Here is a 26,362-nt window from a genome sequence, read left to right as displayed (position 1 = left end):
CGCGACCTTGCCCGATCCGAAGGCCCGCCGCGATGGCGGGCTTTCGCATTTGCGGCGCTCGTTGCCGAAGCCCGTTCACGAAATCCGAGGGTGCGCCACGGCAGGATGGGCGCTCGTGCCGTCGTGGAACCGGGCCATGAATCGCTTGCCGCAATTTGTCCTCTGCCTGCTGCTGTCGATGTTCGTGACGGCGGCGACGGCGCAGATCGAGATTCGTCCGCTGGCGGAACAGGCGCCGCCAAAGCCGGTGCCGCTGGGTGCGCATCAGCTGACGGCGGATGATGCCGGTGCATGGCTGGACGGTCTGATGCCGTACGGCCTGGCGAAAAACGACCTCGTCGGCGCGGTGGTGGTGGTCGTCAAGGATGGCCAGGTGCTGCTGGCGAAGGGTTATGGCCATGCGGACGTGGCGACGGGCCAGCCGGTGGATCCGGCCACGACCCTGTTCCGGGTGGGCTCGATCTCCAAGCTGTTCACCTGGACCGCGGTGATGCAGCTGGTCGAGCAGGGCAAGCTCGATCTCGATGCGGACGTGAACCGCTACCTCGATTTCAGGATACCGCCGCGCGACGGCCAGCCGGTGACGCTGCGCGAGCTGATGACGCACACGCCGGGTTTCGAGGAGACGATCAGGAACCTGTTCGCGTCCGATGCGCAGCACTTGCTCGGCAACGCGGCGTGGGTGAAGGAGTGGGTGCCCGGGCGGATCTATCCGCCGGGCCTGGTGCCGGCGTATTCCAACTACGGCGCGGCGCTGGCGGGCTACATCGTGCAGCGCGTGTCGGGCCAGCCGTTCGACGATTACGTCGAGGGGCACATCCTGCAGCCGCTGGGCATGCAGTACGCAACGTTCCGCCAGCCGTTGCCGGCCGCGCTGGCGCCCCACATGGCGAAGGGCTACGCGCAGGCCGGCGCGCCGGCGAAGTCGTTCGAGCTGGTCAACGCGGCGGCGGCCGGTGCGCTGTCGGCCAGCGGCGAGGCGATGGCGCGCTTCATGCTTGCTCAACTGCAGAACGGGAGCTACAACGGTGCGCAGATCCTTGCACCGGCCACGCTGCGCGAGATGTTCGATTACCGTCGCGCAGCGGTGCCCGGCCTGCCCGCGATGGCGCTGGGCTTCTATCACATGGATCGCAACGGCCAGGACATCCTCGGTCACGCCGGCGACACCCAGTGGTTCCACAGCGAACTGGCGCTGTTCCCGCAGCAGGGCGTGGGCGTATTCGTGGCCATCGACGGCGCGGGCAACGGCGGCCTGCGCAAGCAGCTGCTGGACGGTTTCACCGACCGCTATTTCCCGGCGCCGCCGGAAGTGGCGCAACCCGCCTTGGCGAGCGCGCGCAAGGATGGCGCCTTGCTGGTGGGGCGCTACGCGAACAGCCGCGCCTCGGCGTCGAACTTCATGGCGATGCTCGGCCTGTTCTCGCAGGTGCGTGTCGAGCAGGCGGCCAACGGCGAACTGGTGACACCGGATTTCCACAACCTCGCGGGCCAGCCGCGTCACTGGCGCGAAGTGGCGCCGTTCCTGTGGCGCGCGGCGGATGGCCACGAGCTGCTCGGCGCGCGGGTGGAGCAGGGCCGGGTACGCTGGATCTCGATCGACGCGGTTTCGCCGGTGATGGTGTTCCTGCCGGTGCCGGCCTGGCGATCGGCGGCATGGAACCTGCCGCTGCTGGCCATCATCGTGCTGGTGTTCGCGCTCGCGGCGCTGTTGTGGCCGGTGGCCGCGCTGGTGCGGCGTGCCTGCGGCAAACCGTTCGCGCTCACGGGGCGGGCGCGACTCTGGTATCGGCTGAGTCGCGTGGCGGCGATCCTGCAGCTGCTGTTATGCGCTGGCTGGGCCGGCGTGCTGGCGCGCCTCGATGCGAACGTCGCGGGCATGGACAGCGGCTTCGACGGCCGGCTGCGCTTGATCCAACTGGTCGGCGTGCTGGCGGTCCTCGGCATCGCAGCGGCGGCTATGAACGCCTGGCATGCGTGGCGCGTGCCGGGCGGCTGGTGGCGCAAGCTCAACAGCGTGGCCCTGCTCGTGGCCTGCCTCGCCACGCTGTGGTTTGTCGCCAGCCTGCATCTGCTGGGCCTGCACTTGAACTATTGAGCGGGCTCGCGGCGCCCGCGATCACGTCAGGCGACGGTATGCTTTGGATCGGTTGAAGCGGTCATGGGATGTCGCTCCACGACTTCGTGCCCGATTTATTGCAGTGCGGCATGCGCCATGCCCGGGTCGGTGTTAGCGTCCACATGGATCGATCTAAATCGATGACGACAACGGCCGTGACGGCGCCGCGACCGGGCGCCATGCGGCGTTCCCGGCAGGCGGGCGAGACGAGGGGCGGGCGATGGCAAATCGGATGGCGCGGCGCACGGTGGATGCAACCACGAAGCGCTGCACGCATGGACGGGCAGGCGACTTGGGGCGCTGGCTGACGAGTGCATTGCTGGTGCTGGCGTTGGTCGCGCCGTTGCCTGGCATGGCGGCCCCGCTGGCGACGCAGTCGCTGGACGCCGGCTGGCAGTTCCGGCTCGCGCCCGGCGACCGCCATGCCGCCGAGCATCCGCAAGCCGCGCAATGGCTGCCGGCGACCGTGCCCGGCACGGTGCAGACCGATCTGATGGCCGCGAAGCTGGTCGCCGATCCCTATGCCGGCGACAACGAGGCGAAGATCCAGTGGGTGGGCTTGGCCGACTGGCAGTACCGCAGCAGCTTCACCGTGGATGCGGCCACCTTGGCGCGCCGGCACGTCGAGCTGGTGTTCGACGGGCTGGACACGTTCGCCGACGTCACGCTCAACGGTCACAAGCTGCTCGCCGCCGACAACATGTTCCGCCGCTGGCGTGTACCGGCGAAGGCATGGCTGCACGCGGGCGCGAACACGCTGGAAGTCACCCTGCATTCGCCGATCGCGCGGCTGCAGCCCTGGCTGCTGAAGCAGCCGTATGCCTTGCCGGGCGAGTTCGACTCGGCCTTCGGCGACGAACCCGAAGGCAAGCAGACGGCGAACTACGTGCGCAAGGCCGCTTACCAGTACGGCTGGGACTGGGGTCCGCGCATCGTCACCGAGGGCATCTGGCAGAACGTGAAGCTGGAGAGCTGGGACACGCTGCGCCTCGCCGGTTTCCATGTCGCGCAGCCCAGGGTCGATGCCGATGTGGCGCAGCTGCAGGCGCAGTTGCATGTCGTCGCTGATGCGGCAGGCAAAGCACAGGTGACGCTGCGCTGGCGCGCGCCGGACGGTGGCACGCAATCGCTGCGGCGCGACGTGGCACTCAAGGCCGGCGACAACGAAGTGTCCCTGCCGTTCGAGATCGCGCATCCGCAACGCTGGTGGCCGGTGGGATACGGCAAGCCGAACCTGTACGACTTCCATGTCGATGTCGCGGTGGACGGCAAGACCGTGGCCAGCGCGGATCGCGAGACCGGTCTGCGCAGCGTCGAGCTGCTGCGCGAGAAGGACCAGTGGGGCAGGAGCTTCGCGTTCGTGGTGAACGGCGTGACTATCTTCGCGAAGGGCGCGAACTTCATCCCGATGGACAGCTTCCCGAACCGCGTCACGCCGGCGCGCATCGCCGACCTGTTGCAGTCGGCGCGCGACGCGAACATGAACATGCTGCGTGTCTGGGGCGGCGGCTATTACCTCGAGGATGCGTTCTACGCCGAGGCCGACAAGCTGGGCCTGATGGTGTGGCAGGACTTCATGTTCGGCGGCGCGATCCCGCCCTACGATGCGGCCTTCCGCGACAACACGCGCGCCGAGGCGATCCAGCAGGTGGATCGCCTGCGCGACCACCCGTCCATCGTGCTCTGGTGCGGCAACAACGAGGTCGAGACCGCGTGGGAGTCCTGGGGCACCAGCCTGGATTTCAAGAAGGCGCAGGGCAAGGCCGAGAGCGCACGCGTCGAGCAGGGCATGCGCGAACTGTTCGACCACACGCTGCGCGACGTGGTCGCATCGCAGTCGCCCGACGTGCCGTACTGGCCGAGCACGCCGAGCAGTGACTACGACACGAAGGCCAACGTGCTCGACAACGGCGACTACCACTACTGGAACGTGTGGTCGGGCGACGCGCTGCCGGCCAGCGCTTACCTCGACGTGACGCCGCGCTTCCAGTCCGAATACGGCCTGCAATCCCTCCCGTCGATGGCGACGCTGCGCAGCGTGCTCGATCCGTCCGATCTCGCCATCGATTCGCCCGTGCTGCGCGCGCACCAGAAATTCGACAAGGGCAAGGGCAACCAGCGTCTCTTGATGTACGTGGAGCGTGAGTACGGCAAGCCGAAGGACTTCGCCGCGTTGGTGTACCTCAGCCAGGTGATGCAGGCCGAAGGCATCCAGCTCGCCGCCGAGCACCTGCGCGCCGCGCGGCCGCAGAGCATGGGCTCGCTGTACTGGCAGCTCGACGATGTGTGGCCGGGTGTCACCTGGTCCAGCGTGGATTACTACGGCCGCTGGAAGGCGCTGCAATACCACGCGAAGCGTTTCTACGCGCCGTTGCGCGTGGTGGCGATCCGCAAGGATGGCCGCACGCAGGTGTCGCTGGTCTCCGATCGCACCGTGCCGCTGGCCGCCGAGCTGCGCGTGCGTGTGCTGGACATGGACGGCAAGACCGTGTGGGAACACACGCAGCCCGCACAGGTGGCGGCGCTGGCCAGCACGCCGGCCGGCGACTACACCGACGCGCAGCTGCTGCACGGCGCCGATCCGCATCGCACGGTGGCGGTGTTCGAGTTGCTGGATCACGGCAAGCCGCTCAGCCGCCATCTCGTGTATTTCGGGCCGGCGAAGGATCTGGCTCTGCCCGATCCGGACCTGCGTGCGGAGCTTTTCGCCGATGGCCGCAGCCTCACGGTGAGCGCGAAGAACTTCGCGCGCGAGGTGTGGGTCGACTTCGGCGATCTCGATGCGAGTTTGTCCGACGATGCCTTCGATCTGCTGCCGGGTGAACGGGTGACACTGCAAGTGGACAGCAAGGCCGACGCCGCCGCGCTGCGCAAAGCCTTGCAGCTGCGCAGCCTGTACGGCGCCACGGTGGCCACGCCGTGACAACAGCCGCCGCCCGCACCGCGTTGTTCGCGTTGCTGCTGGCGGCGGTGGGCGTGGCGCAGGCGCAGGATGCGTCCGCACGCGCGAAGGCGTTGGTGGCGCAGATGACGCTGACGGAGAAGGTGGCGCAGCTGCAGAACGACGCGCCGGCGATTCCTCGCCTGGGCGTGCCCGCCTACGACTGGTGGAACGAAGGCCTGCACGGCGATGCCCGCAACGGCCATGCCACCGTGTTCCCGCAGGCGATCGGCCTGGCCGCGAGCTGGGATGCGCCGCTGCTCGAAGCGGTGGGCACGGCGATCTCGGTGGAGGCCCGCGCGAAGTTCAATGCGGTCGGCGCAGGCCATGCGCATGCACGCTACCAGGGCCTGACGATCTGGTCGCCGAACATCAACATCGACCGCGACCCGCGCTGGGGCCGTGGCCAGGAAACCTACGGCGAGGATCCGACCCTCACCGGCCGCCTCGCCGTGGCCTTCGTGCGCGGCATCCAGGGCGACGACCCGCGGCATCCGCGCGCGATCGCCACGCCCAAGCACTTCGTGGCGCACAGCGGCCCGGAGCCCGGCCGCGACAGCTTCGATGCGAAGGTCACGCCGCACGACCTGGAGGACAGCTACCTGCCGGCCTTCCGTGCCACGGTCGTCGAGGGCGGCGCCGGTTCGCTGATGTGTTCCTACAACGCCTTGAACGGCGTGCCGATGTGCGCGAACGCCGCGCTGCTGAACACGCGCCTGCGCAAGGACTGGGGCTTCAAAGGCTACGTGGTGTCCGACTGCGACGCGGTGGGCGACATCGCCGCGTTCCATCACTACAAGCCCGACGACGCACAGGCCGCCGCGGCCGCGCTGCGCGCCGGTACCGATCTCGACTGCGGCCACACCTACGCCAGCCTCGCCAAGTCGGTGCAGCAGGGCGTGGCGGCCGAGTCCGCGCTGGACACGGCGCTGCTGCGCCTGTTCACCGCGCGCTATCGGCTCGGCGAACTCGGTGGCGGCGACGATCCGTATGCGCATATCGGCGCCAGCGAGATCGACAGCCCGGTGCATCGCGCGCTGGCCTTGCGCGCGGCGCAGGAATCGCTGGTGCTGCTGAAGAACGCGCAAGACATGCTGCCGCTGCGCCCCGGCCTGCGCCTCGCGGTGATCGGCCCGGATGCGGACACGCTGGAGACGCTGGAGGCGAACTACCACGGTACCGCGCGCGCGTCGGTGACGCCGTTGCAGGGCTTGCGCACGCGCTTCGGCGCCGACCGCGTGAGCTATGCGCAAGGCGCGCCGGTGGCTGCCGGCGTGCCGATACCGGTACCGGAGACCGCGCTGCGCACGGCGAGTGGCGCCGTCGGCCTCAGCGGCGCGTACTACGCGGACACCGATTTCCGCGGTACGCCGCAACTCACGCGCACCGATCGCGTGATCGACTTCGACTGGGATCGCGTGGCGCCGGCCGCCGGCCTCGATGCCGGCCATTACGCGGTGCGCTGGAGCGGCGAACTGCTGCCGCCGGGGTCGGGTGACTACGTGCTGGCCGTGCACGTGGATCGCTGCTTCGACTGCGAAGCGCACGATGCGGTGCGCCTGTACCTCGACGGCAAGCCGGTGCTCGTCGACGCCGGCGACGACAAGAACATGCAGGCGAAGCTGCATTTCGCCGACGCGCGGCCGCATGCCTTGCGCCTGGAGCTGTTGCACCGCAGCCGCGACCAGGGCGTGCGCCTGCAATGGCTGGCGCCCGCCGCGGCGCAACTCGCCGAGGTCGACCGCACGCTGCGCGCGGCCGATGCGGTGATTGCCTTCGTGGGCCTGTCCCCGGACGTGGAAGGCGAGGCGCTGAAGATCGACGTGCCGGGCTTCGACGGCGGCGACCGCACCGATCTCGCGCTGCCGGCACCGCAACGCGCGCTGCTGGAACGCGCCGCCGCCTCCGGCAAGCCGCTGATCGTGGTGCTGATGTCCGGCGGTGCGGTGGCGCTGGACTGGGCGCAGCAGCACGCCGACGCGATCCTCGCCGCGTGGTATCCGGGGCAGGCCGGCGGCACCGCGATCGCGCAGGCGCTGGCCGGCGACATCAACCCCGGCGGCCGCCTGCCGGTGACGTTCTATCGCTCGGTGCATGACCTGCCGCCATTCGCCAGTTACGCAATGGTCGGGCGCACCTACCGTTATTTCCGCGGCACGCCGCTGTATCCGTTCGGCTACGGGCTGAGCTACACGCATTTTGCTTACGCCGCGCCCACGTTGTCGGCGAGTGCGCTGAAGGCGGGCGGTACGCTGCAGGTGAGCGCTGAACTGCGCAATGCCGGCTCGCGTGCCGGTGACGAGGTAGTACAGGCGTATCTGAACGTGCCGCCCTCGCCGCAGGCGCCGCGGCACGTGCTGGTGGGCTTCCAGCGCGTGCACCTCGCGCCAGGCGAAAGCCGGCGCGTGGACTTCATACTCTCAGCGCGCGACGTGAGTAGCGTCGACGCGGCTGGCACGCGCGTGGTCGAGCCCGGCCGTTATCGAGTCTTCATCGGCGGCGGTCAGCCCGGCGATGCCGCGGGCGTCGCCATTCCGTTCACCATCGACGGCCGCGGGGTACTGGCACCATGACATTCGACACGCTTACCCGTCGCGACCTGCTCAAGCTGATTGGCGGCAGCGCGGCGGCGCTGGCGATGCCGGGCCTTGCGCTGGCGGCAACGGCGCCAGCCGCGCGCTTCACCTGCCATCGTCCACCCGTGGCGAAGCGCAAGTTCAGCAGCGCGGCAGTGGAGGCGGAGATCGCCCGCGTGCAGGCGAAGATCGGCGATCCCGAGCTGGCCTGGATGTTCGGCAACTGCTATCCGAACACGCTGGACACCACGGTGCAGATGGACACGCTGCACGGCAAGCCGGATACCTTCGTCATCACCGGCGACATCGACGCGATGTGGCTGCGCGATTCCTCGGCGCAGGTGTGGCCCTACCTGCCGCTGGCCGCGAAGGACGAGTCCCTGCGCCGGCTGTACCGCGGCCTGATCCGCCGCCAGGCGCTGTGCATCGCTATCGATCCGTACGCGAACGCCTTCCTGCCCGATCCGCGAGGCAAGACCACGTTGGAGTGGGCGCAGCACGACCTCACCGACATGAAACCCGGCGTGGCCGAGCGCAAGTGGGAGATCGATTCGCTGTGCTGGCCGATACGCATCGCCCACGGCTACTGGAAGGCCACCGGCGACCGCGCGCCGTTCGACGACGACTGGCGTGGCGCGATGCACCTGGTGCTGGCGACGTTCCGCGCGCAGCAGCGCAAGCATGGGCCGGGGCCGTACCACTTCCAGCGCGCGTCGGCGGTGCCCACCGACACCGTGCCGCTGGGCGGCTACGGCAATCCGGCGAAGCCGGTGGGGCTGATCTGGTCGATGTTCCGGCCTTCGGACGATGCCTGCATCTATCCGTTGTTCGTGCCGGCGAACGCCTACGCCGTGGTCTCGCTGCGCCAGCTCGCGGAGATGTCGCGCGCGCTGCACGGCGACGCCGCGTTCGCCGTCGACTGCGAGGCGCTGGCGAGCGAAGTGCAGACGGCGCTGGAACAGCACGCCGTGATGCACGAGGGCGGTGAGGATTTCTGGGCCTACGAAGTGGACGGCTACGGCAACCAGTTGTTCATGGACGACGCCAACGTGCCCAGCCTGTTGTCGCTGCCGTACCTCGGCTTCTGCGCGCGCGACGACGCACGCTACCAGCGCACCCGCGCGCGGGCATGGGGCGGCCGCAATCCGTATTTCTTCCGCGGCAAGGCGGCGGAAGGCATCGGTGGGCCGCACGAGGGCCTGCGCATGATCTGGCCGATGTCGCTGATGGTGCGTGCGCTCACCAGCGACGACGCCGGCGAGATCCGCCAGTGCCTGCACTGGCTGAAGACCACGCACGCCGGCACCGGTTTCATGCACGAGGCGTTCGACCAGGACGATCCCGCCCATTTCACGCGGCCCTGGTTCGCCTGGGCCAACAGCCTGTTCGGCGAGCTGATCGTCCAGCTTGCCGCGCGACGACCGGCTGTGCTGCATCAGCCATGAAAACGAGTCCAACAACCGCTTTCCCGTGCGTCATTCCCGCGAAAGCGGGAATCCATTTCCGCCCTGGCTCCCACGGCCGGGTGGATTCCCGCTTTCGAGGGAATGACGCCCGGTTTCATTCGAGGCTTCGACGATCCCATCCACAGGAGAATCCGACATGGTGACCCGCAGACAATTCCTGCAAGGCGCGGCAGCGCTGACGCTGCTTGGTGGCCTCGATCCGCGCGGCACGCTCGCCGCGCCGCGCGGGCAAGGCAGCGCGGCGGCGCTGACCGGCATGGCGAAGAACGGCGTGTCGCGGTTCGTCGACGTGTTCGTGGGCACCGGCGGCCACGGCCACACCTATCCCGGAGCGTCGATGCCGTGGGGCATGGTGCAGCTGTCGCCCGACACCAACGACTTCGGCTGGGACGCCTGCTCGGGCTACCACCAGGCCGACGGCTCGATCATGGGCTTCTCGCACACCCATCTCTCCGGCACCGGCGCGAGCGACATGCTCGACGTGCTGGTGATGCCCGCGCAGGGCGAGGTGCTGCTCGATCCGGGCGCACGCGGCTTGCCGGAACACAACTACTACTCGAAGTTCGATGGCGCGGCGCACGGGCCGCACCTGACGACGGACATGGTGGCGCATCCGGGCAAGGGCTATCGCTCGCGCTACGACAAGGCCTCCGAGCAGGGCGTGCCCGGTTATTACCGCGTGCGCCTCACCGACCACGACATCCTCGCCGAGCTGACCGCCACGTTGCGCGCGGGCCTGCACCGCTACACCTTCGCCAAGGGCGGCAAGGCGCACCTGCTGGTCGACCTCGCGCACGGCTTCCACGACGATCCCAAGGTGCCGTGCAAGGTGTCGGACGCCTCGCTGAAACTGGTCGGCAAGGACACCCTGGTCGGCGGCCGCCGCGTGCACCAGTGGGCGAACGGGCGGCACATCTATTTCGCGATGAAGTTGTCGCGGCCATTCACGCAGGCCACGCTGTACAACGAGAACCAGCCGCTGCCCAGCGGCACGGCCGAGGCGAAGGGCACGCATCTCAAGGCCGCCCTGCACCTGGACGACGCGGCGAAGGCGCCGCTGCTGGTGAAGGTGGGCATCTCCGGCGTGGACGTGGCCGGCGCGCTGCGCAACCTGGAATCCGACCTGCCCGCCTGGGACTTCGAGCGCGTGCGGCAGGCCGCGGCGGACAGCTGGGAAAGCGAGCTGTCGCGCATCCGCATCGACACGCCGTCGGCGCCGGTGAAGCGCACGTTCTACAGCGCGCTGTACCACACCATGCTGGCGCCCACCCTGTTCGGCGACGTGGATGGCCGTTACCGCGGCATGGACCTCGCCGTGCACCAGTTGCCGCAAGGCCAGCACAACTACAGCACCTATTCGCTGTGGGATACCTACCGCGCACTGCACCCGCTGTACACGCTGGTCCAGCCCGACAAGGTGCCGGACATCGTCAATGGCCTGGTGCGCATGGCGGCGGAGAGCCCCGAGGGCCCGCCGGTGTGGCCGCTGCAGGGCGTGGAGACCGGCACCATGATCGGCTACCACTCCGCCGTGGTGATCGCCGAGGCGCAGGCCAAGGGCTTCGCCGGCGTCGACTACGCGAAGGCGTGGCCGATCTTCCGCAAGCGTGCCTTCGACGACGATTACCGCGGCCTGCCGTGGTACCGCAAGCTGGGCTTCATCCCGGCCGACAAGGAATGGGAGGCGGTGAGCAAGACGCTGGAATACGCCTACGACGATTGGGCGCTGGCGGACATGGCTGAGCGCCTCGGCGCGAAGGACGACGCGGAGAAACTGCGCTCGCGCTCGCGCAACTACCGCCACGTGTTCGACGAGAAGCTCGCCTTCATGCGCCCGCGCGACAGCAGCGGCAAGTGGATCGAGCCGTTCGACCCGCGCGAGATGGGGCATTGGGACAAGTGGCGCGACTTCACCGAGTCGAACCCGTGGGAGGCCACCTTCCTCAACCAGCACGACCTGTACGGCTACATGCCGATGTTCGGCGGCGTGGTCGCGTTCGAGCGCAAGCTGGACGAACTGTTCACCACCAGCTCCGCACTGCCCGCCGACGCGCCGCCGGACATCGCCGGCATGATCGGCCAGTACGCGCACGGCAACGAGCCCAGCCATCATGTGGCCTACCTCTATGCCTACACCGGCGCGCACTGGAAGACGCAGTCGCGCGTGCGCATGCTGCTGGAAACCATGTATCCGCCGGCGCCGGACGGCCTCGCCGGCAACGAGGACTGCGGCCAGATGAGCGCGTGGTACATCCTGAGCGCGCTGGGCCTGTACGCGGTCGATCCGGTGAGCACGAACTACGTGTTCGGCAGTCCGCTGCTGGATCGCGCCGAGGTGGATGTGGGCCAGGGCCGGAAGCTCGTCGTCGAGGCGAAGGGCAACGGTCCGGGCAAGGCCTACATCCAGTCGGTGACCTGGAACGGCAAACCGTGGACGAAGAGCTGGATCAGCCACGCCGAACTCGCCGCCGGCGGCACGCTGGCGTTCGAGATGGGCGCCACGCCGAACAAGAAGTTCGGCGCCGCGCCGGAGGATAGGCCGCCTTCGTTCGGCCACGCTGCTACTGCCGCGGACAAGGCTTGAGAACGTGCATTCTCGGTTGAGCAACGAAACCAGGCGACTCGAATTCGCGCAAATGCCGATGGGTGAGCCCCTCTCCCTCCGGGAGAGGGTGCCGACAGGCGGGAGAGGGTTCGGGCGGATCGAAGGGCTGCGGCAAGACCGAACCCTCTCCCCCGCCCCCTCTCCCGGAGGGAGAGGGGAGAAAGGCAACCGTGGAATATTCCATGCAGCAGGGCGTTTTCGCGTGAACGACGTGCGGGAGATGAGCTGGTGATTCACATGAAACGATTCGGTCTGCTACTTGCGTGCGCACTCGTCAGCCTCGCTGCGCACGCGGCGGCGCCGGCTGCCGCGGCGGCAGCGGCAGCCACGGAAACCGCGCCCAACGAAGCGCAGCGCATGCAATGGTTCGCCGACGCGAAGTTCGGCATCTTCATCCACTGGGGCATCTACGCGGTGGACGGCATCGACGAGTCGTGGTCGTTCTTCGACGGCTACGTCAGCCACGACCACTACATGCAGCAGCTCAAGGGCTTCACCGCGGCGGACTACCACCCGCAGGCCTGGGCCGACCTGATCCGCGAAAGCGGCGCGCGCTACGCGGTGCTCACCGCGAAGCACCACGATGGCGTGGCGCTGTGGGATACCGCGCAAGGCCTCAACGTGGTGAAGGACACGCCGGCGAAGCGCGACCTGGTCGGGCCGTTCGTGCAGGCGCTGCGCAAGGACGGCATCAAGGTGGGCCTGTACTTCTCGCTGATCGACTGGTCGTACAAGGACTACCCCGGCTTCACCAAGACCGAGTCGCGCTACGACGCCAAGGCCGACCCCGCTCGCTGGGATCGCTTCGTGACGTACTACCAAGGCCAGTTGAAGGACTTGTCGCGGCGCTACAACCCGGATCTCTACTGGTTCGACGGCGACTGGGAGCACAGCGCCGAGGAGTGGCACGCGAAGCAGGATCGCGAGATGCTGCTGGCGCGCAACCCCATGGCCATAATCAACTCGCGCCTCGCCGGCTACGGCGACTACGCCACGCCGGAGCAGGGCGTGCCGATCACGCCGCCGCCCCAGAAATACTGGGAGCTGTGCCTGACCATGAACAACTCCTGGGGCTGGCAGCCGAACGACCAGCACTTCAAGAGCGCGAACCAGCTGATCCGCATCCTCGCCGACACCGTCGGCATGGGCGGCAACCTGCTGCTCGACATCGGCCCGCGCGCCGACGGCACGATCCCGCAGCAGGAGGTCGACACGCTGAAACAGATCGGCCGCTGGACGCACAAGCACGCGGAGGCGATCTACGGCAGCCAGGCCGGTATCCCCAAGGACTACTACGCCGGTTCCAGCACGCTGTCCAAGGACGGCAGCACGCTGTACCTGTTCGTGGATGGACGTCCGAACGGGCCGGTGCTGGTGAAGGGCCTGATGAACCGGGTGCTGCACGCACGTGTGGTCGGCAACGGCACCACGCTCGATACCCAGGTGGTGGGCAAGCCGTACTGGAGCAAGGTGCCGGGCCTGCTCTACATCGCCGTGCCGCCCGCCACGCTGGACCCCGAGGTCACCGTGCTGGCGCTCACCCTGGACGGGCCGGTGCGCCTGTTCCACGACGAAGTAAAGCCGATCGAGAGCAACTGAGCCGCAGTGGACGGCGGATGGCGATGCCGCGGAGCCATCCGCCGGCAGCCTGCCCGATGGAAGTGACCGCCATATTGCAATGCCGCTTGCAACGTTCATGGGCGAGTGATAGTTTCATATATAAATCGATCTAAACTTTACGTAACGCCTGCCTGTGCAGTATTCGCAGGGAATTACGAGTGGTTTGCGGGTCTGTGCAAGTCGTGACTCGCTGAGGTTTCATCGTTTATTGACACGATCCAATCGATCGAGGCAGCGAAGCCGAATCGACAAAGGGCTGGGGATTCAGGGGTGTCTCGCCAGCCACGCGGCAACGGTCACTAACTACAAACATGTTTGAGGGAGGGGTTTCCATGCGTCATGCCATCGCATTGCGTCGCAACGCACTCGTGAGTGCGCTTTCCATTGCCCTGCTGTCGCCGCTGGTCGCCTACGGGCAGACGGCGTCCTCGACGGGCGATCAGTCGGCTCCGACGCCGGCTCCCAGCCAGAACAAGGCGGTGAACCTGAAGGCGGTGACGGTCACCGGCTCGATGATCCCGCGCGTGCAGATCGAGGGCGATGCGCCCGTGGTCACCATCACCGGCGCGGAGATCAAGAAGCAGGGCTTCACCACCATGTGGGAATTCCTGGACTCGCTGCCGCAGATGGGCCCGCAGGTGCAGGATTCCGCTTCGTGGGGTGCCACCGCAGTCAACGCGCGCCCGCTCAACCTTCGCGGCCTGGGTCCTGGCTTCAGCCTGTTGATGATCGACGGCGTCCGCGTGGTGGATTACCCGCAGCCGTTGTACGCGAAAAGCAACTTCCAGAACCCCAGCAACATCCCCACCGGCATGATCGATCGTGTCGAAATCCTCGCCTCCGGCGCCTCGTCGATCTACGGTTCGGACGCGGTGGCAGGCGTGGTCAACGTGATCCTGAAGAAGAACTACCAGGGTGACGAATTGCAGGTGACCGGCGGTGGCGCGCAGCATGGTGGCCGCGCCTATGGCGACATCAATTTCTTCGGCGGCAAGTCCGGCGAAAACTGGCACATCCTCTACAACGTGGAGAAATCCAACCGCTCGCCGATGTGGGGCATGGATCGTCCGTATCAGGATTCGGAATCCGATGCGGGTTATGGTGCCTGGAATCCGAATGCCCGCATGTTCGGTTACCCGGACAGCCCCGCGCTCTTCGCGACGGACGGCAATGGCAACTACATCACGCCGCCCGCCGGTACCTGCGACAAGTTCAGCAACTCGCAGCTCTACCATGCACACACTGTCAGCACCAATGGCACCCAGATCACCGGTGTGACCGACAACGGCTACTACTGCAAGCAGCCCGCACTGTTCCAGAACTGGGTGCTGACGGGGGGCAGCCGCAGCAACAACGGCTACGTGGCCGGAGAGTACGATTTCAAGAACGGCCTGCAACTCTACGGTTCGGCAGCCCTGTACGACTCGGTGGGCACTTCCAACACCCAGATGTGGGGCATAGGTACGGGCAAGTTCTACGACCAGACCACGGGGCAGATCATCAACAATGCCGCCCGTCAGTTCACCGTGCAGGAAACGGGTACCTCGATGAATACCCATGACCGCGAGCAGAACTGGAACATCACCACCGGCGTGCGCGGCACCGTGTTCGACGGCAACTTCAACTGGGATTTGAGCCTCAATACCCAGAAGTACATCGTGCATGAGGACTACACGGCCTTCAATCAGCAGGCCGCGAACAATTTCTTCCTCGGCCCGCAATTGGGCTCTACTGCCGACGGTACGCCCATCTACGCCATGAACTGGCAGCAGTGGTGGAACCCGATGACGCCGCAGCAGTACAGTCAGTTTGCGGTCAATGGCCAGGACAGCGCATCGTCGTGGCTGGACCAGGCGCAGTTCCGCATCAACGGTGACCTGTTCAAGTTGCCGTGGGTGGACCAGTCGGTGGGCTGGGCGGCGGTGTTGGAAGCCGCGCACAATGGCTTCCAGCTTTCGCCCGACGCGCGCGCATCGAATTCGGCGACGTTCGTGAATCCGTTCTATTCGGACAACACCGGTGGCGGCAACCGCCAGCGCTACTCGCTGGGCACGGAGTTCCGCGTGCCGGTCCTGGATTCGCTGACCTGGACCATCTCCGGCCGCCTGGACAAGTACAACGACCACAGCCGCGCCGACGTGGCCCGCACCTGGGGCACCGGTCTCGAATGGCGCCCCTTGGACAGCCTGCTGATCCGCGGCAGCTACGGCACCAACTTCAAGGCGCCGGACATGCAGGCGGTGTACCAGACCGGCTCCACCGTGCCGGTGGGCATCTATAGGGATGACCTGACCTGCATCAACGCGCTCAAGGCAGGCGACACCAACAACACATGGTGCAACGGCAACATCCAGCGTCCGCAGTCGCAGTACTACACGTCGCTGACGGGTGGCAACAAGCTGCTGCTGCCGGAAACCGGTCACTCCTGGACCTACGGTTTCGTGTGGCAGGTGGCGGGCGTCGAGGGCTTGTCGGTATCCGCCGACTACTGGCACATGGGTGTGGACAACTCCATCCAGTACCTCGGCAACACCACCGTGTTGCAGGACGAGGCAGGTTGCCTTACCGGCTTGCAGGTCGTGGGCACCAGCACGCTGGAGCCATACACGGCGCATGGTGCGGGTTCGGCGTATTGCCAGATGGTGATCGGCATGGTCCAGCGCAATGCGGATGGCACCATCAATACGGTGCACTCCGGCCCGATCAACGAGGCTTCGCTGTACGTGAGCGGCGTGGACGCCTCGCTGGACTACAAGTGGCGCAGCGAGGATTACGGCGACTTCACCGCCAACATCGTCTATACCGACAACCTCTCGTACAAGCAGCGCGTGCTGGCTTCCGACCCGCTGTTGAACACCCGTTACAACAACGCGGCGAGCAGGGTCACGTGGATGGCCACCTGGCACAAGGGTGACTGGGACGCGTCGATCTCCGGCGTGCGTGTCGGCAGCGTGCGCGCCAACAACTACGGTGGCTGCAACGTGCTGGACAACGGCATCCAGCCGGGCATGGGCACGGCTACCGCGGCCAACGGCACCGTCTACAGCACCGGCGTCTGCACGGTGGCGTACAACGGCGGCACCCAAGTCGTGAACGACACCATGTACACGGGCCGTGTGCCGCCGTGGATCACCTGGAACGGCTCGGTCGGCTGGCAGATCAACCCGGAGACCAAGGTCACCTTCACCGTGTCCAACATCTTCGACAAGATGGGGGCGATCCCGTACTACTCCGGTGGCTTCGAGTTCGTCCCGACCAACCAGACCGCCGATGAATACACCGGCCGCGAAATGTTCCTGTCGTTCGATTACAAGTTCAACTGATCCCTCTCAGGTTGAGCTTGTTCCCCCAGCCCCGGCTTCGGCCGGGGCTTTTTTTGCGACCACCATCCTTGGCGGTCGCCCTTCGGGCCATCGCTGACGCGACGCGTGCAAATCGCCGGCACAAAAAAACGCGCCGCAGTGCGCGGCGCGCAGGGGAATGCTGTCGGGCTCAGGCTGCCGGGCCGTACAGCTGCAGCAGCTCGTGGCAGGCGCCCATGGTGTGGTAATCCACCTTGCCGGCGGGACTCTTCTCGTCGCTGTACTTGCGGTTGTCGACCGTGAGGATGCGATACCACGCGCCGTACTCGTGGTCGACGAAGTGCTGCCACGAGTAGGCCCACAGCTTGTCGTACCACGCGGCGTAGCCGGCGTCGCCGGTGCGTGCGTGCAGCAGGGCGGCGGCAGCCAGCGACTCGGCCTGCACCCAGAAGTACTTGTCGTCGTCGCACACTTGGCCGTCGGGCGCGAAGCCGTAGCACAGGCCGCCGTGCGCCTCGTCCCAGGCATGCTTCACCGCGGTGTCGAACAGGTGGCGGGCGGTCGGCAGCAGCCAGCGCTCCTCGCGGTTGCGTTCCAGCAGCAGCGGTTCGAGGATCAGCAGCAGCTTGGCCCACTCGGTCTGGTGGCCGGGCTGGAAGCCCCAGGGGCGGAACAGGTGCTTGGGGTTGTCGCGGTTGTAGTCCCAGTCGATGCGCCACTCGGCGTCGTAGTGTTCCCACACCAGGCCGTCGGCGAGCGCGGCCTGGCGGCGCGTCATGTGGTCGGCGAGCGTGAGTGCACGGTCGAGGTAGCGCGGCTCGTCGCTGGCCTGGTAGGCGGCCAGCATCGCCTCGCACATGTGCATGTTCGCGTTCTGGCCGCGGTAGCCGCTGAAGTGCCAGTCGGCGTCGGCCTCGTCGCGGTACAGGCCGGCCTCGGCGTCCCAGAACCGGCGTTCCAGCAGTTCCCACGTTTCGTCCATCCACGCGGCGGCTTCGGCGACGCCGGCCTTGCGTGCGCTGGCATAAGCCAGCAGCACGAAGGCGATGCCGTAGGCGTGGTTGGTGCGGTCTTCCGGCTGGCCGTCGCGTATCGTCCAAGCGTAGCCGCCGGTCTGCGGGTTGTGGTGCGCGTCGCGCAGGTAGCGCAGGCCGTGCTGCAGGGCGTCGCGGTATTCGGCGGCGAGCTGCGCGTCCGCGCCGAACTCCAGCGCGGCCATCGCGTAGTTGAAGACGAAGCGCGTGCTGCTCACCAGGTGGCGATGGCTGCGGTCGTAGATCGCGCCGTCGTCCTTGTAGTAGTGGAAGAAACCGCCGGCCGGGTCGATCGCGTGCGGGTGGTAGAACGCCATGGTGTCGGCGATGTGCCGACGCAGGAAGGCGGGCGAGCGGAAATCGGGCAGCGGCGTGGCGGGCAAGACATGACTCATGGATGCAGGACTCAGGCGTGGGATGCCATGAAGGCGTGGACTTCGTCGGTGGTCGGCAACGAGGCGAACGAGCCTTGCCGGGTCACCGCCAGCGCGCCGGCGGCGGCGGCATGGCGCAGGGTGGCGTGCAGGCGCGGCAGCATGCTGACCAGGTTGTCGAGTCCGGCGGCGCCGATTTCCTGCTCGGCCAGCTGCTGCAGCAGGCCGCCGACGAAGGCGTCGCCGGCCGCGGTGCTGTCCACCGCCGGCACGCGGTAGGCCGGCAGTTCGCCCTCGGCATCGGGGTGGAACCAGCGCAGGGGATTGGGGCCGTCGGTGACCACCAGCAGGCGCGTGTGGCCTTGCCACAGGCGTTCGAGCACGGCGGCTTCGCCGTCCACGGCCAGCCAGGCGAATTCCTCGGCGCTGAGCTTCACCAGGTCGGCCAGTTCCAGCGCCGGCCAGACCCGGGGGCGCGCATCCACGTCGAGCGGCCACAGCGCAGGGCGCAGGTTGAGGTCGAAGCTCACCAGCGCGCCGGCGGCATGCGCGCGGCGCATGCCCTCGCGCGTGGTTTCCGCGGCGTCGGGTTCGGTCATGCTGTTGGAGCAGACGTGGAACACCGCGGTATCGGCGAACGCATCGGCGCGGAAGTGTTCGGGACGGAACAGCAGGTCGGCCGAGGGCGGGCGATAGAAGCTGAAGCTGCGTTCGCCGTGAGCGTCCAGCGCCACGAAGGCCAGCGCGGTGTTCGCCTCGCCGGTGCGCGCCACGTCGCGGGTGTCCACGCCGGCGTGCTGCAGGCTGTCCAGCAGCAGGTCGCCGAACAGGTCGGTGCCCAGCATGCCGGCGAAGCGCGCGGTGCCGCCGAGCTTCGCCACCGCCACCGCCACGTTGGCGGGGGCGCCGCCGGCGAACGGCACGAAGGCGCGTGGGTAGCCGTGCGGATCGCGGCCCTCGGCGTGGAAATCGATCAGTGCTTCGCCGAAGCAGAGGATGGAATGCATGGGACGGGATTACCTTGGATCGGTAGCGATGTCGCGAACCTTCGAGCCGCGGCGACCGTAGAAAACGATGTAGGCGTAGCACAGCAGCGGCAGCACGAAGGCATGCTGGATGCCGATGTGGTCGGCCAGGAAGCCTTGCGCCAGCGGCACCAGCGCGCCGCCCACGATGGCCATGATCAGCAGGCTCGACGCCTTGTCGGTGAGCGGTCCCAGCCGCTCGATGCCGAGCGCGAAGATGGTGGGGAACATGATCGAGTTGAACAGGCCCACGGCGATGATGCTGACCATCGCCACGTCGCCATGGGTGAGCATGCTGGTCAGCACCAGCGCGCCGGCGATCAGGGCGAATGCCGCCAGCAACTTGCGCGGATCCAGCCACGCCAGCAGCGCCGAGCCGGCCAGCCGGCCGACCATCGCGCCGCCCCAGTACCACGCCACGTAGTGCGAGGCCTGCTGCTCGCTGATGTGGCCGATCTCCGGCTGCGACAGATAGTTCACCAGGAAGCTGCCGATCGACACCTCGGCGCCCACATAGAAGAAGATCGCCAGCACGCCGAACTTCACGTGCGGTTGGCGCAGCGCGTCGAGCAGGGTGTGCTTCTCGCGGTCGGCCTGCTCGGTGTTCTCGGCCAGCGCGGGCAGGCGGAACAGGCCCACGATCACCGCCAGCAGCACCAGCACCAGCGCCAGGCCGATGTACGGCCCCTGCACCGATTGCGCCTCGTGGGTGCGGTAGGCCAGTTGCTCCGCCGCCGGCAATGCCGTCACCTGCGCGCTGCCCAGCACGGTGTTGGAGAGGATCAGCCAGCCGCCGAACAACGGCGCCAGCGTGGTGCCCAGCGAGTTCAGTGCCTGCGCCAGGGTGAGTCGGCTGGAACCGGTGCGCGGCGGCCCGAGCAGGGCCACGTAGGGGTTGGCCGCCACCTGCAGCACGGTGATGCCGGTGGCCAGCACGAACAGCGCGCTGAGGAACAAGGGATAGCTGTGCCACTGCGCGGCGGGCCAGAACGCCGCCGCGCCCACGCCGGCGATGGCCAGCCCGGCCACCATACCGCGCTTGAAGCCCAGGTGCGCCACCAGCCGGCCCGAAGGCAGCGACATCAGGAAGTACGCGCCGAAGAAGGTGAACTGCACCAGCATCGCGCGGGTGTAGTTCAACTCGAACACCGCCTTGAGGTGCGGGATCAGGCTGTCGTTCAACGCGGTGAGGAAGCCCCACATGAAGAACACCGCGGTGGTCGCCGCCAGCGCGCCGGGGTAGTCGGTGTAACGGCCGCTGTCGGCGCCCGTGCCCGCGGTGGTGGTCGGTAGTGGTGCGGTGAAGGCCATGCGGTTCCCCTCTGTAGGAAGCTGTGCGCTCAGGCGCTGGGTGGCGGACAGCTGCTGCCGCGCACCACCAGTTGCACCGGGACCACGGTGCGTTGCGCCGGCGCCTGCGGGTCGCGCAGCCGCTGCAGCAGCAGTTCGGCGGCCTGGCGACCGCGCGCACGCGGCGTGGAGGCGAGCGTGGTGAGCGGCGGTGCGCTGAGTCCGGCTTCGGCGATGTCGTCGAAGCCGGTGACGGCGAAATCGCGGCCCGGCCGGATGCCGCGCTGGTACAGGCCCAGCATCAGGCCCAGCGCCACCGCGTCGTTGTAGCAGACCGCCGCGGTGGGTGCGGGCGCGTCGAAGAACAGCGCGCCGCATTGCGCCGCCGCGTCCACGCGGTTCGGCGCGCATTCGATGCGCCAGTGCGGTTCGATGGTCAGGCCCGCCGCCTTCATGGCCTCGACGTAGCCGGCGTGGCGCTGCTGGCAGGAGCTGGAGCTGGCGTGGCCGCCGAAGAACGCGATGCGCTGCTGGCCCAGCGCGATCAGGTGCTCGGTGGCCAGTCGCGCGCCGCGCTGGTTGTCCAGCATCAGCCGGTCCCAGGGCGCCTCGGGCGAGGCCTTGCCGCCGAGCTCGCGGTTGAACAGCACCATCGGCGTGCGCAAGCCGATCGTCCGCAGCACGCTGCCGGCGTCGCTGCCCTCGGCGGGCGAGAGGATGATGCCGGCCGGGTCGTGTTCGAGCAGCGAGGCGAGCACCGCCTGTTCGCGCGCGACCGATTCGCCGGTGCTGCCGAGCAGGGTGATGTAGCCGGCGCCGCCCAGCGCCTCGTCCACGCCCGTGGCAAACTCGGCGAAGAACGGATTGGCGAGGTCGTTCAGCACCAGTGCGATGCTGGACGAGGTGCGCCGGCGCAGGTTGGCGGCGGCGCGGTTGTACACGTACCCTTGCCGGCGCAGCTCTTCTTCCACCCGGGCACGGGTGAGCTTGTTCACCAAGGGGCTGCCGCGCAGCACCAGTGAGACCGTGGCGCGTGACACATCGCAGCCTGCGGCGATGTCGGCGAGGGTAACCTTGCGATTGGCGTGAGGCGTGCTGTCCGTGGCCATGCTCGTCGTCGTGGGCGATTGGAACGATCAAAATGTACCGGAAGCGTGCCGCGGATGCTTCCGCGTTGCAACATGCACCGGTGCGTGCCCCGGTGTTAGCGTCTGCAGCTTGGAACGATCCAAATTTTGATGCAAGGGGAAGGTCCATGAAGCAGCACGCTCCGCAGGCATGGCTGATGTTCGCGCTGGCCGCCAGCCTGGTCCTGTGCTCCACCGGCGCGGTGGCGGCGAACGGCCATGCGGCCGAGGTCGATCCGCGCATCGGCACCGGCGGCGACGGCCACACCTTCCCCGGCGCCACCGTGCCGTTCGGGATGATCCAGCTCTCGCCCGACACCGCGATGCCGGACTTCAAGCACGCCTACAAGTGGGCGGCCGGCTACCAGTACGGCGATCCCACCATCATGGGGTTCTCGCACACCCACTTCTCCGGCTCCGGTCATTCGGACCTGGGTGACGTGCTGGTGATGCCGATCGCGGGCGACGTGAAGCTGGACCCGGGCGATCCCGCGAAGCCGGGCAGCGGCTACCGCTCGCGCTTCAGCCACGCCAGCGAAGTGGAGCAGGCCGGCTACTACGCGGTGACGCTGTCCGACTACGGCGTGCGCGCGGAGCTGACCGCCTCGACGCGCATCGGCTGGCACCGCTACACCTTCCCCAAGGATCGGCCCGCGCACCTGCTGCTCGACCTGCGCCCCAGCATCTACGACTACCCCGGCAAGGTGCTGTGGTCGCGCCTGCGCGTGCGCGCCGACGGCACCGTCAGCGGCTGCCGCACCACCCGCGGCTGGGCGCCGGGGCGCGAGCTGTGTTTCGCGATGCGCTTCAACCGGCCGATGGTCTCGCGCACGCTGTACGACCGCGAGTCGGACGTGCTCTACAAGGGCTTCAAGGGCCCGGGCAACCAGCCCGAGGACCACGACGCCGAGAACGGTCGCGCGCTGGAAGGCGTGTTCGACTTCGGCAAGCTCGCCCAGCCGCTGCTGGTGAAGGTGGCGATCTCCCCGGTGAGCGAGGCGAACGCGATCGCGAACCTCGACCAGGACGGCAATGGCTGGGACTTCGACGCCCGCCGTGCCGACGCCACCGCGGCATGGAACAAGGCGCTGTCGGCGATCGACGTGTCCGGCACGCCGGACCAGCGCACCCAGTTCTACACCTCGCTCTACCACGCGATGCTGGCGCCCACGCTGAGCATGGACGTCAACGGCGAATACCGCGGCCCCGACCACCAGGTGCACAAGGCCCAGGACAAGCAAGGGGCTTTCGACTTCTATTCCAGCTGGTCGATGTGGGACGTGTACCGCGCCGAGGAACCGCTGATGGTGCTGCTGCGGCCCGACCTCAGCACGCAATTCATCCGCTCGCTGATCGCGGCGCAGCAGGACAGCCCGTTCGGCATCCTGCCGGTGTGGGCGTACCAGGGCCTGGAAACCTGGTGCATGATCGGCTACCACGCGGTGCCGGTGATCGCCGATGCGTACATCAAGGGCGTGCGCGGCTTCGACGCGGAGGCGGCGCTGAAGGCGATGGTGGCGAGCGCTACCTACGGCCCCTACGGCGACCTCGCCGACTACATGAAGCTGGGCTACGTGCCGATCGACAAGGAGCCCGAGGCCGCCTCCAAGACGCTGGAATACGCCTACGACGACTGGTCGCTGGCGCAGATGGCGAAGGCGATGGGCCGGCACGACACCTACGCCACGTTCGAAAAGCGCGCCGCGAACTGGCGCAATGCCTGGGATCCCGGCACCGGCTTTATGCGTGCGAAACTCGGCAACGGCCAGTTCCGCACCCCGTTCGATCCCACCTACGCCGGTTACGGCAGCGACTACACCGAAGGCAACGCCTGGCAGTACTCCTGGTATGTGCCGCAGGACGTGGCCGGCCTGGTCACGGCGATGGGCGGCGATGCGAAATTCGTCGCCAAGCTCGATGAACTGTTCGACGCCAAGGTCGATCCCGGCCACTTCAAGAACGTGGAGGACATCACTGGCCTGATCGGCTGGTACGCGCACGGCAACGAACCCAGCCACCACATCGCCTACCTGTACGACTACGCCGGCGCGCCGTGGAAGACGCAAGCCAGGCTGAAGCAGATCATGGACAGCCAGTACGCCGCGCGTCCCGATGGCCTGGCCGGCAACGACGACCTGGGCCAGATGTCGGCCTGGTACATCTTCACCGCGCTGGGCTTCTATCCGGTGACGCCGGCCAGCGACGAGTACGCGATCGGCAGGCCGTTCGTGCCCAAGGCGGCGATCCACCTGCCGAACGGCCGCACCTTCACCGTGGTGGCCGAGCATCTGGACGACGCGCATCCCTACGTCGGCGCGGTGACGCTGAACGGCAAGCCGCTGGACCGGGTCTACCTGCGCCACGGCGAGATCCTCGCCGGCGGCGAGCTGCGTTTCACGATGCAGGCCGAGCCGAACCGGCAGTGGGGCGCGGCGGTGGCGGCGCGGCCGGCGGCGATGAGCGCTTATCGGCCGTGAGCGGTCGCTGTGCCGGGCTGGTGGCTGGCGGCAAAACCTGCGCAGAATAGCCCGGTGCCCGGCCCGGCCCGGCCCGGGCGACGCCGCACGAGAGCCGCCGATGATGTCTGCCCAATGAAAGTCAAGGGTCTGCTGCGCTGGCGCGTCGCCGGTCTGCTGCTCGCGATGGTCGTCATCGTGGTGCTGCCGTATCTCGCCACGCGGGTGATGGCCGACGAGACGCAGCAGGCCAACCTCTGGCTCAACCACGCCAGCACGGTCAAGGCGCTCACCTACCGCATCGCCTACCTGATCCGCGACAGCGAGGCGGCGAGCTATCGCATTCTCGCCGGCGACGGCGACCCGTCGACCGAGCAGCGCGCCGGCGGCGCGAAGAGTCAGGTGCCGGCCCTGCTGGCGCAGCTGCGCGGCCTCACCCGCGACAACCCCGACCAGCAGGCGCGCATCGGTGCGCTGGAGAGCGTCACCAACGGCCGCATCATCCTGGTGGACCAGGCGCTCGTGCGGCTGCGCCAGGGCGATGCCGCCGGTGCGCGTCAGTCGCTGCGCGACACCGGCGACCTGTTCCACATGCACGAGTTGATCGACGGCATCGCGCAGACCGAGGACCGCCTGCTGGTCGACCGTACCCGCGACGTCGAGCAGCAGGTGAGTCGCGGCCAGTTCGTGCTCGGGCTCACCGCGCTGGCGCAGCTGGTGCTGCTGATCGTGGTGGTGATCTCCTCCGAGCGGCAGATCGGCAAGCGCCTGCTGGCGGAAACCCGCGAAGGCCGCGCGGTGCTGCGCTCGCAGATGATCGTGCAGGCGGTGCGCGAGCCGATCGCGCTGTTCGACGAACAGCTGCGCAGCCTGCTGGTGAACGCCGCCTTCAGCGAGCTGTACGGGCTGGACCCGAAGCACCACCGCGCGCTGCCGCTGCCGCAGATCGGCGACGGCGCCTGGAGCGACGGCGCGCTGCTGCAGCGGCTCAACGACGTGCTGCTGCGCAACCGCGAGCTGTGGGACTACGAGCTGGTGCAGCGCACCGTCGACGGCGTGGACCGCCACGTGGTGATCAACGCACGGCGCATCCAGCAGCAGGACAGCGACGCGCAGGCGCTGCTGCTCACGGTGAGCGACGTCACCGCGCGCGCGCTGGCCGAGCAGAAGGTCAACGAGCTGAACCACCAGCTGGAAGGCAAGGTCGCGCAGGTTTCCGACGTCAACCGCGAGCTGGAGGCGTTCAGCTACTCCGTCTCGCACGACCTGCGCGCGCCGCTGCGCCACATCGCCGGCTTCGCACGCAAGCTGCGCCAGCACCTGGGCGAGCGGGTGGACGACACCGGCAGTCACTACCTCGACGTGATCGGCAACTCGGCGCAGCGCATGGCGCAGCTGATCGACGACCTGCTGGTGTTCTCGCGCCTGGGTCGCGGCGCGCTGCGCCTGCAGCCGGTGGACATGCAGTCGCTGGCCGAGGAGGCGCGCGCATTGAGCGAGGCGGAGGCGCCGGGGCGGCGCATCAGCTGGTCGATCGCGCCGCTGCCGATCGTGGTCGGCGACGAGAACATGCTGCGCACGGTGTGGCAGAACCTGATCGGCAACGCGGTGAAGTACACCGGCCAGCGCGAAGTCGCGCATATCGCGGTGGACGTGCGGCGCGGCCGCAACGGCGACTACGAGTTCACCGTCAGCGACGACGGCGCCGGCTTCGACATGCAGTACGCCGACAAGCTCTTCGGCGTGTTCCAGCGCCTGCATCGCACTTCGGATTTCCCCGGCAACGGCATCGGCCTGGCCAACGTGCGGCGCATCCTCGCCCGCCATGGCGGCCGGGTCTGGGCCGAGGCCGAGCCGGAGCGCGGGGCGCGTTTCCACTTTTCACTGCCGGCGCGGGATCTGTCCGGCACATCAACCGAGAGAACCACATGATCAATCGCCACATCCGCACCATCCTGCTCGTCGAGGACAGCATGGCCGACGCCGAAATGTCGCTGGACGCGCTGCGCGAGGCGAACCTCGCCAACCCGGTGGTGCACCTCGAGGACGGCGTGGAGTGCATGGACTGGCTGCAGTGCCGTGGCGCCTGGGCCACGCGCGAGCCCGGCAACCCGGCGGTGGTGCTGCTGGACATCAAGATGCCGCGCATGGACGGCCTGGAAGTGCTCACCCGCATGCGCGCCGACGAGCACCTGCGGCGCATCCCGGTGGTGATCCTGTCCTCCTCGCGCGAGGAGAGCGACCTGGCGCGCAGCTGGGACCTCGGCGTCAACGCCTACGTGATCAAGCCGGTGGACGTCGACCAGTTCTTCACCGCGGTGCGCACGCTGGGGCAGTTCTGGGCGGTACTGAACCAGGCGCCCGAACAGGAGTGATGCGGAATCGCGATCGGCGATCAGGGGTTACCATGCCGACATTCCAGCGAGC

14 protein-coding genes are annotated in these 26,362 nt (G+C 67.9%); 10 read left to right on the top strand and 4 right to left on the bottom strand.

Going from position 1 to position 26,362, the window contains the following annotated elements; translation table 11 throughout:
* Window positions 1-136 precede the first annotated feature (136 nt).
* The 7 genes from AB7878_RS05725 to AB7878_RS05695 all read left to right on the top strand — a co-directional run bounded on the left by AB7878_RS05725 (window position 137) and on the right by AB7878_RS05695 (window position 16,650).
* Window positions 137-2,098, top strand: coding sequence for a serine hydrolase domain-containing protein (locus tag AB7878_RS05725; RefSeq protein WP_369493432.1), 1,962 nt, complete (start codon window positions 137-139; stop codon window positions 2,096-2,098).
* A 373-nt stretch (window positions 2,099-2,471) separates the two neighbouring features.
* Window positions 2,472-5,042, top strand: coding sequence for a beta-mannosidase (locus AB7878_RS05720; RefSeq protein WP_369495724.1), 2,571 nt, complete (start codon window positions 2,472-2,474; stop codon window positions 5,040-5,042).
* A 23-nt stretch (window positions 5,043-5,065) separates the two neighbouring features.
* Window positions 5,066-7,633, top strand: coding sequence for a glycoside hydrolase family 3 C-terminal domain-containing protein (locus AB7878_RS05715; RefSeq protein WP_439653821.1), 2,568 nt, complete (start codon window positions 5,066-5,068; stop codon window positions 7,631-7,633).
* A complete protein-coding gene (locus AB7878_RS05710; protein ID WP_369493430.1) occupies window positions 7,630-9,081 on the top strand; it encodes a glycoside hydrolase family 125 protein in 1,452 nt (483 codons plus the stop codon). The genes AB7878_RS05715 and AB7878_RS05710 overlap by 4 nt, the downstream gene beginning before the upstream one ends.
* Before the next feature lie 157 nt (window positions 9,082-9,238).
* Window positions 9,239-11,686, top strand: a complete 2,448-nt coding sequence (locus tag AB7878_RS05705) for a GH92 family glycosyl hydrolase (protein ID WP_369493429.1) — start codon at window positions 9,239-9,241, stop codon at window positions 11,684-11,686.
* 258 nt (window positions 11,687-11,944) lie between these two features.
* Window positions 11,945-13,306 (top strand): alpha-L-fucosidase, encoded by a 1,362-nt coding sequence (locus AB7878_RS05700; protein ID WP_369493428.1) that lies wholly within the window; start codon window positions 11,945-11,947, stop codon window positions 13,304-13,306.
* A 353-nt stretch (window positions 13,307-13,659) separates the two neighbouring features.
* Window positions 13,660-16,650: a TonB-dependent receptor plug domain-containing protein gene (locus AB7878_RS05695; protein ID WP_369493427.1), complete on the top strand. Its 2,991-nt coding sequence runs from the start codon at window positions 13,660-13,662 to the stop codon at window positions 16,648-16,650.
* Between the two features lie 169 nt (window positions 16,651-16,819).
* On the opposite strand, the gene AB7878_RS05690 is transcribed toward AB7878_RS05695, so the two are convergent.
* From AB7878_RS05690 to AB7878_RS05675, 4 genes are read right to left on the bottom strand one after another with little or no spacing between them, the layout of a single operon-like run.
* Complete coding sequence (locus AB7878_RS05690; RefSeq protein WP_369493426.1) at window positions 16,820-18,058, bottom strand: AGE family epimerase/isomerase; 1,239 nt, start codon at window positions 18,056-18,058, stop codon at window positions 16,820-16,822.
* 11 nt (window positions 18,059-18,069) lie between these two features.
* On the bottom strand, window positions 18,070-19,044 hold the full coding sequence (locus AB7878_RS05685; protein ID WP_369493425.1) for a carbohydrate kinase family protein: 975 nt from the start codon (window positions 19,042-19,044) through the stop codon (window positions 18,070-18,072).
* 9 nt (window positions 19,045-19,053) lie between these two features.
* Entirely contained in the window at window positions 19,054-20,373 is a 1,320-nt protein-coding gene (gene fucP, locus AB7878_RS05680) for an L-fucose:H+ symporter permease (protein ID WP_369493424.1), read from the bottom strand.
* Between the two features lie 29 nt (window positions 20,374-20,402).
* Complete coding sequence (locus AB7878_RS05675) at window positions 20,403-21,461, bottom strand: LacI family DNA-binding transcriptional regulator (RefSeq protein ID WP_369493423.1); 1,059 nt, start codon at window positions 21,459-21,461, stop codon at window positions 20,403-20,405.
* A 146-nt stretch (window positions 21,462-21,607) separates the two neighbouring features.
* Between AB7878_RS05675 and AB7878_RS05670 the strand changes: the two genes are divergently transcribed.
* From AB7878_RS05670 to AB7878_RS05660, 3 genes are all read left to right on the top strand, one after another.
* Window positions 21,608-23,956 (top strand): GH92 family glycosyl hydrolase, encoded by a 2,349-nt coding sequence (locus AB7878_RS05670; protein WP_369493422.1) that lies wholly within the window; start codon window positions 21,608-21,610, stop codon window positions 23,954-23,956.
* 114 nt (window positions 23,957-24,070) lie between these two features.
* Window positions 24,071-25,867 (top strand): sensor histidine kinase, encoded by a 1,797-nt coding sequence (locus tag AB7878_RS05665; protein WP_369493421.1) that lies wholly within the window; start codon window positions 24,071-24,073, stop codon window positions 25,865-25,867.
* Window positions 25,864-26,310 (top strand): response regulator, encoded by a 447-nt coding sequence (locus tag AB7878_RS05660; protein WP_369493420.1) that lies wholly within the window; start codon window positions 25,864-25,866, stop codon window positions 26,308-26,310. The genes AB7878_RS05665 and AB7878_RS05660 overlap by 4 nt, the downstream gene beginning before the upstream one ends.
* The last annotated feature ends 52 nt before the right edge of the window (window positions 26,311-26,362 follow it).

It is taken from the genome of Rhodanobacter humi, assembly GCF_041107455.1.
GTDB lineage: Bacteria > Pseudomonadota > Gammaproteobacteria > Xanthomonadales > Rhodanobacteraceae > Rhodanobacter_A.
This window is presented reverse-complemented; position numbering and strand designations above follow the sequence as displayed.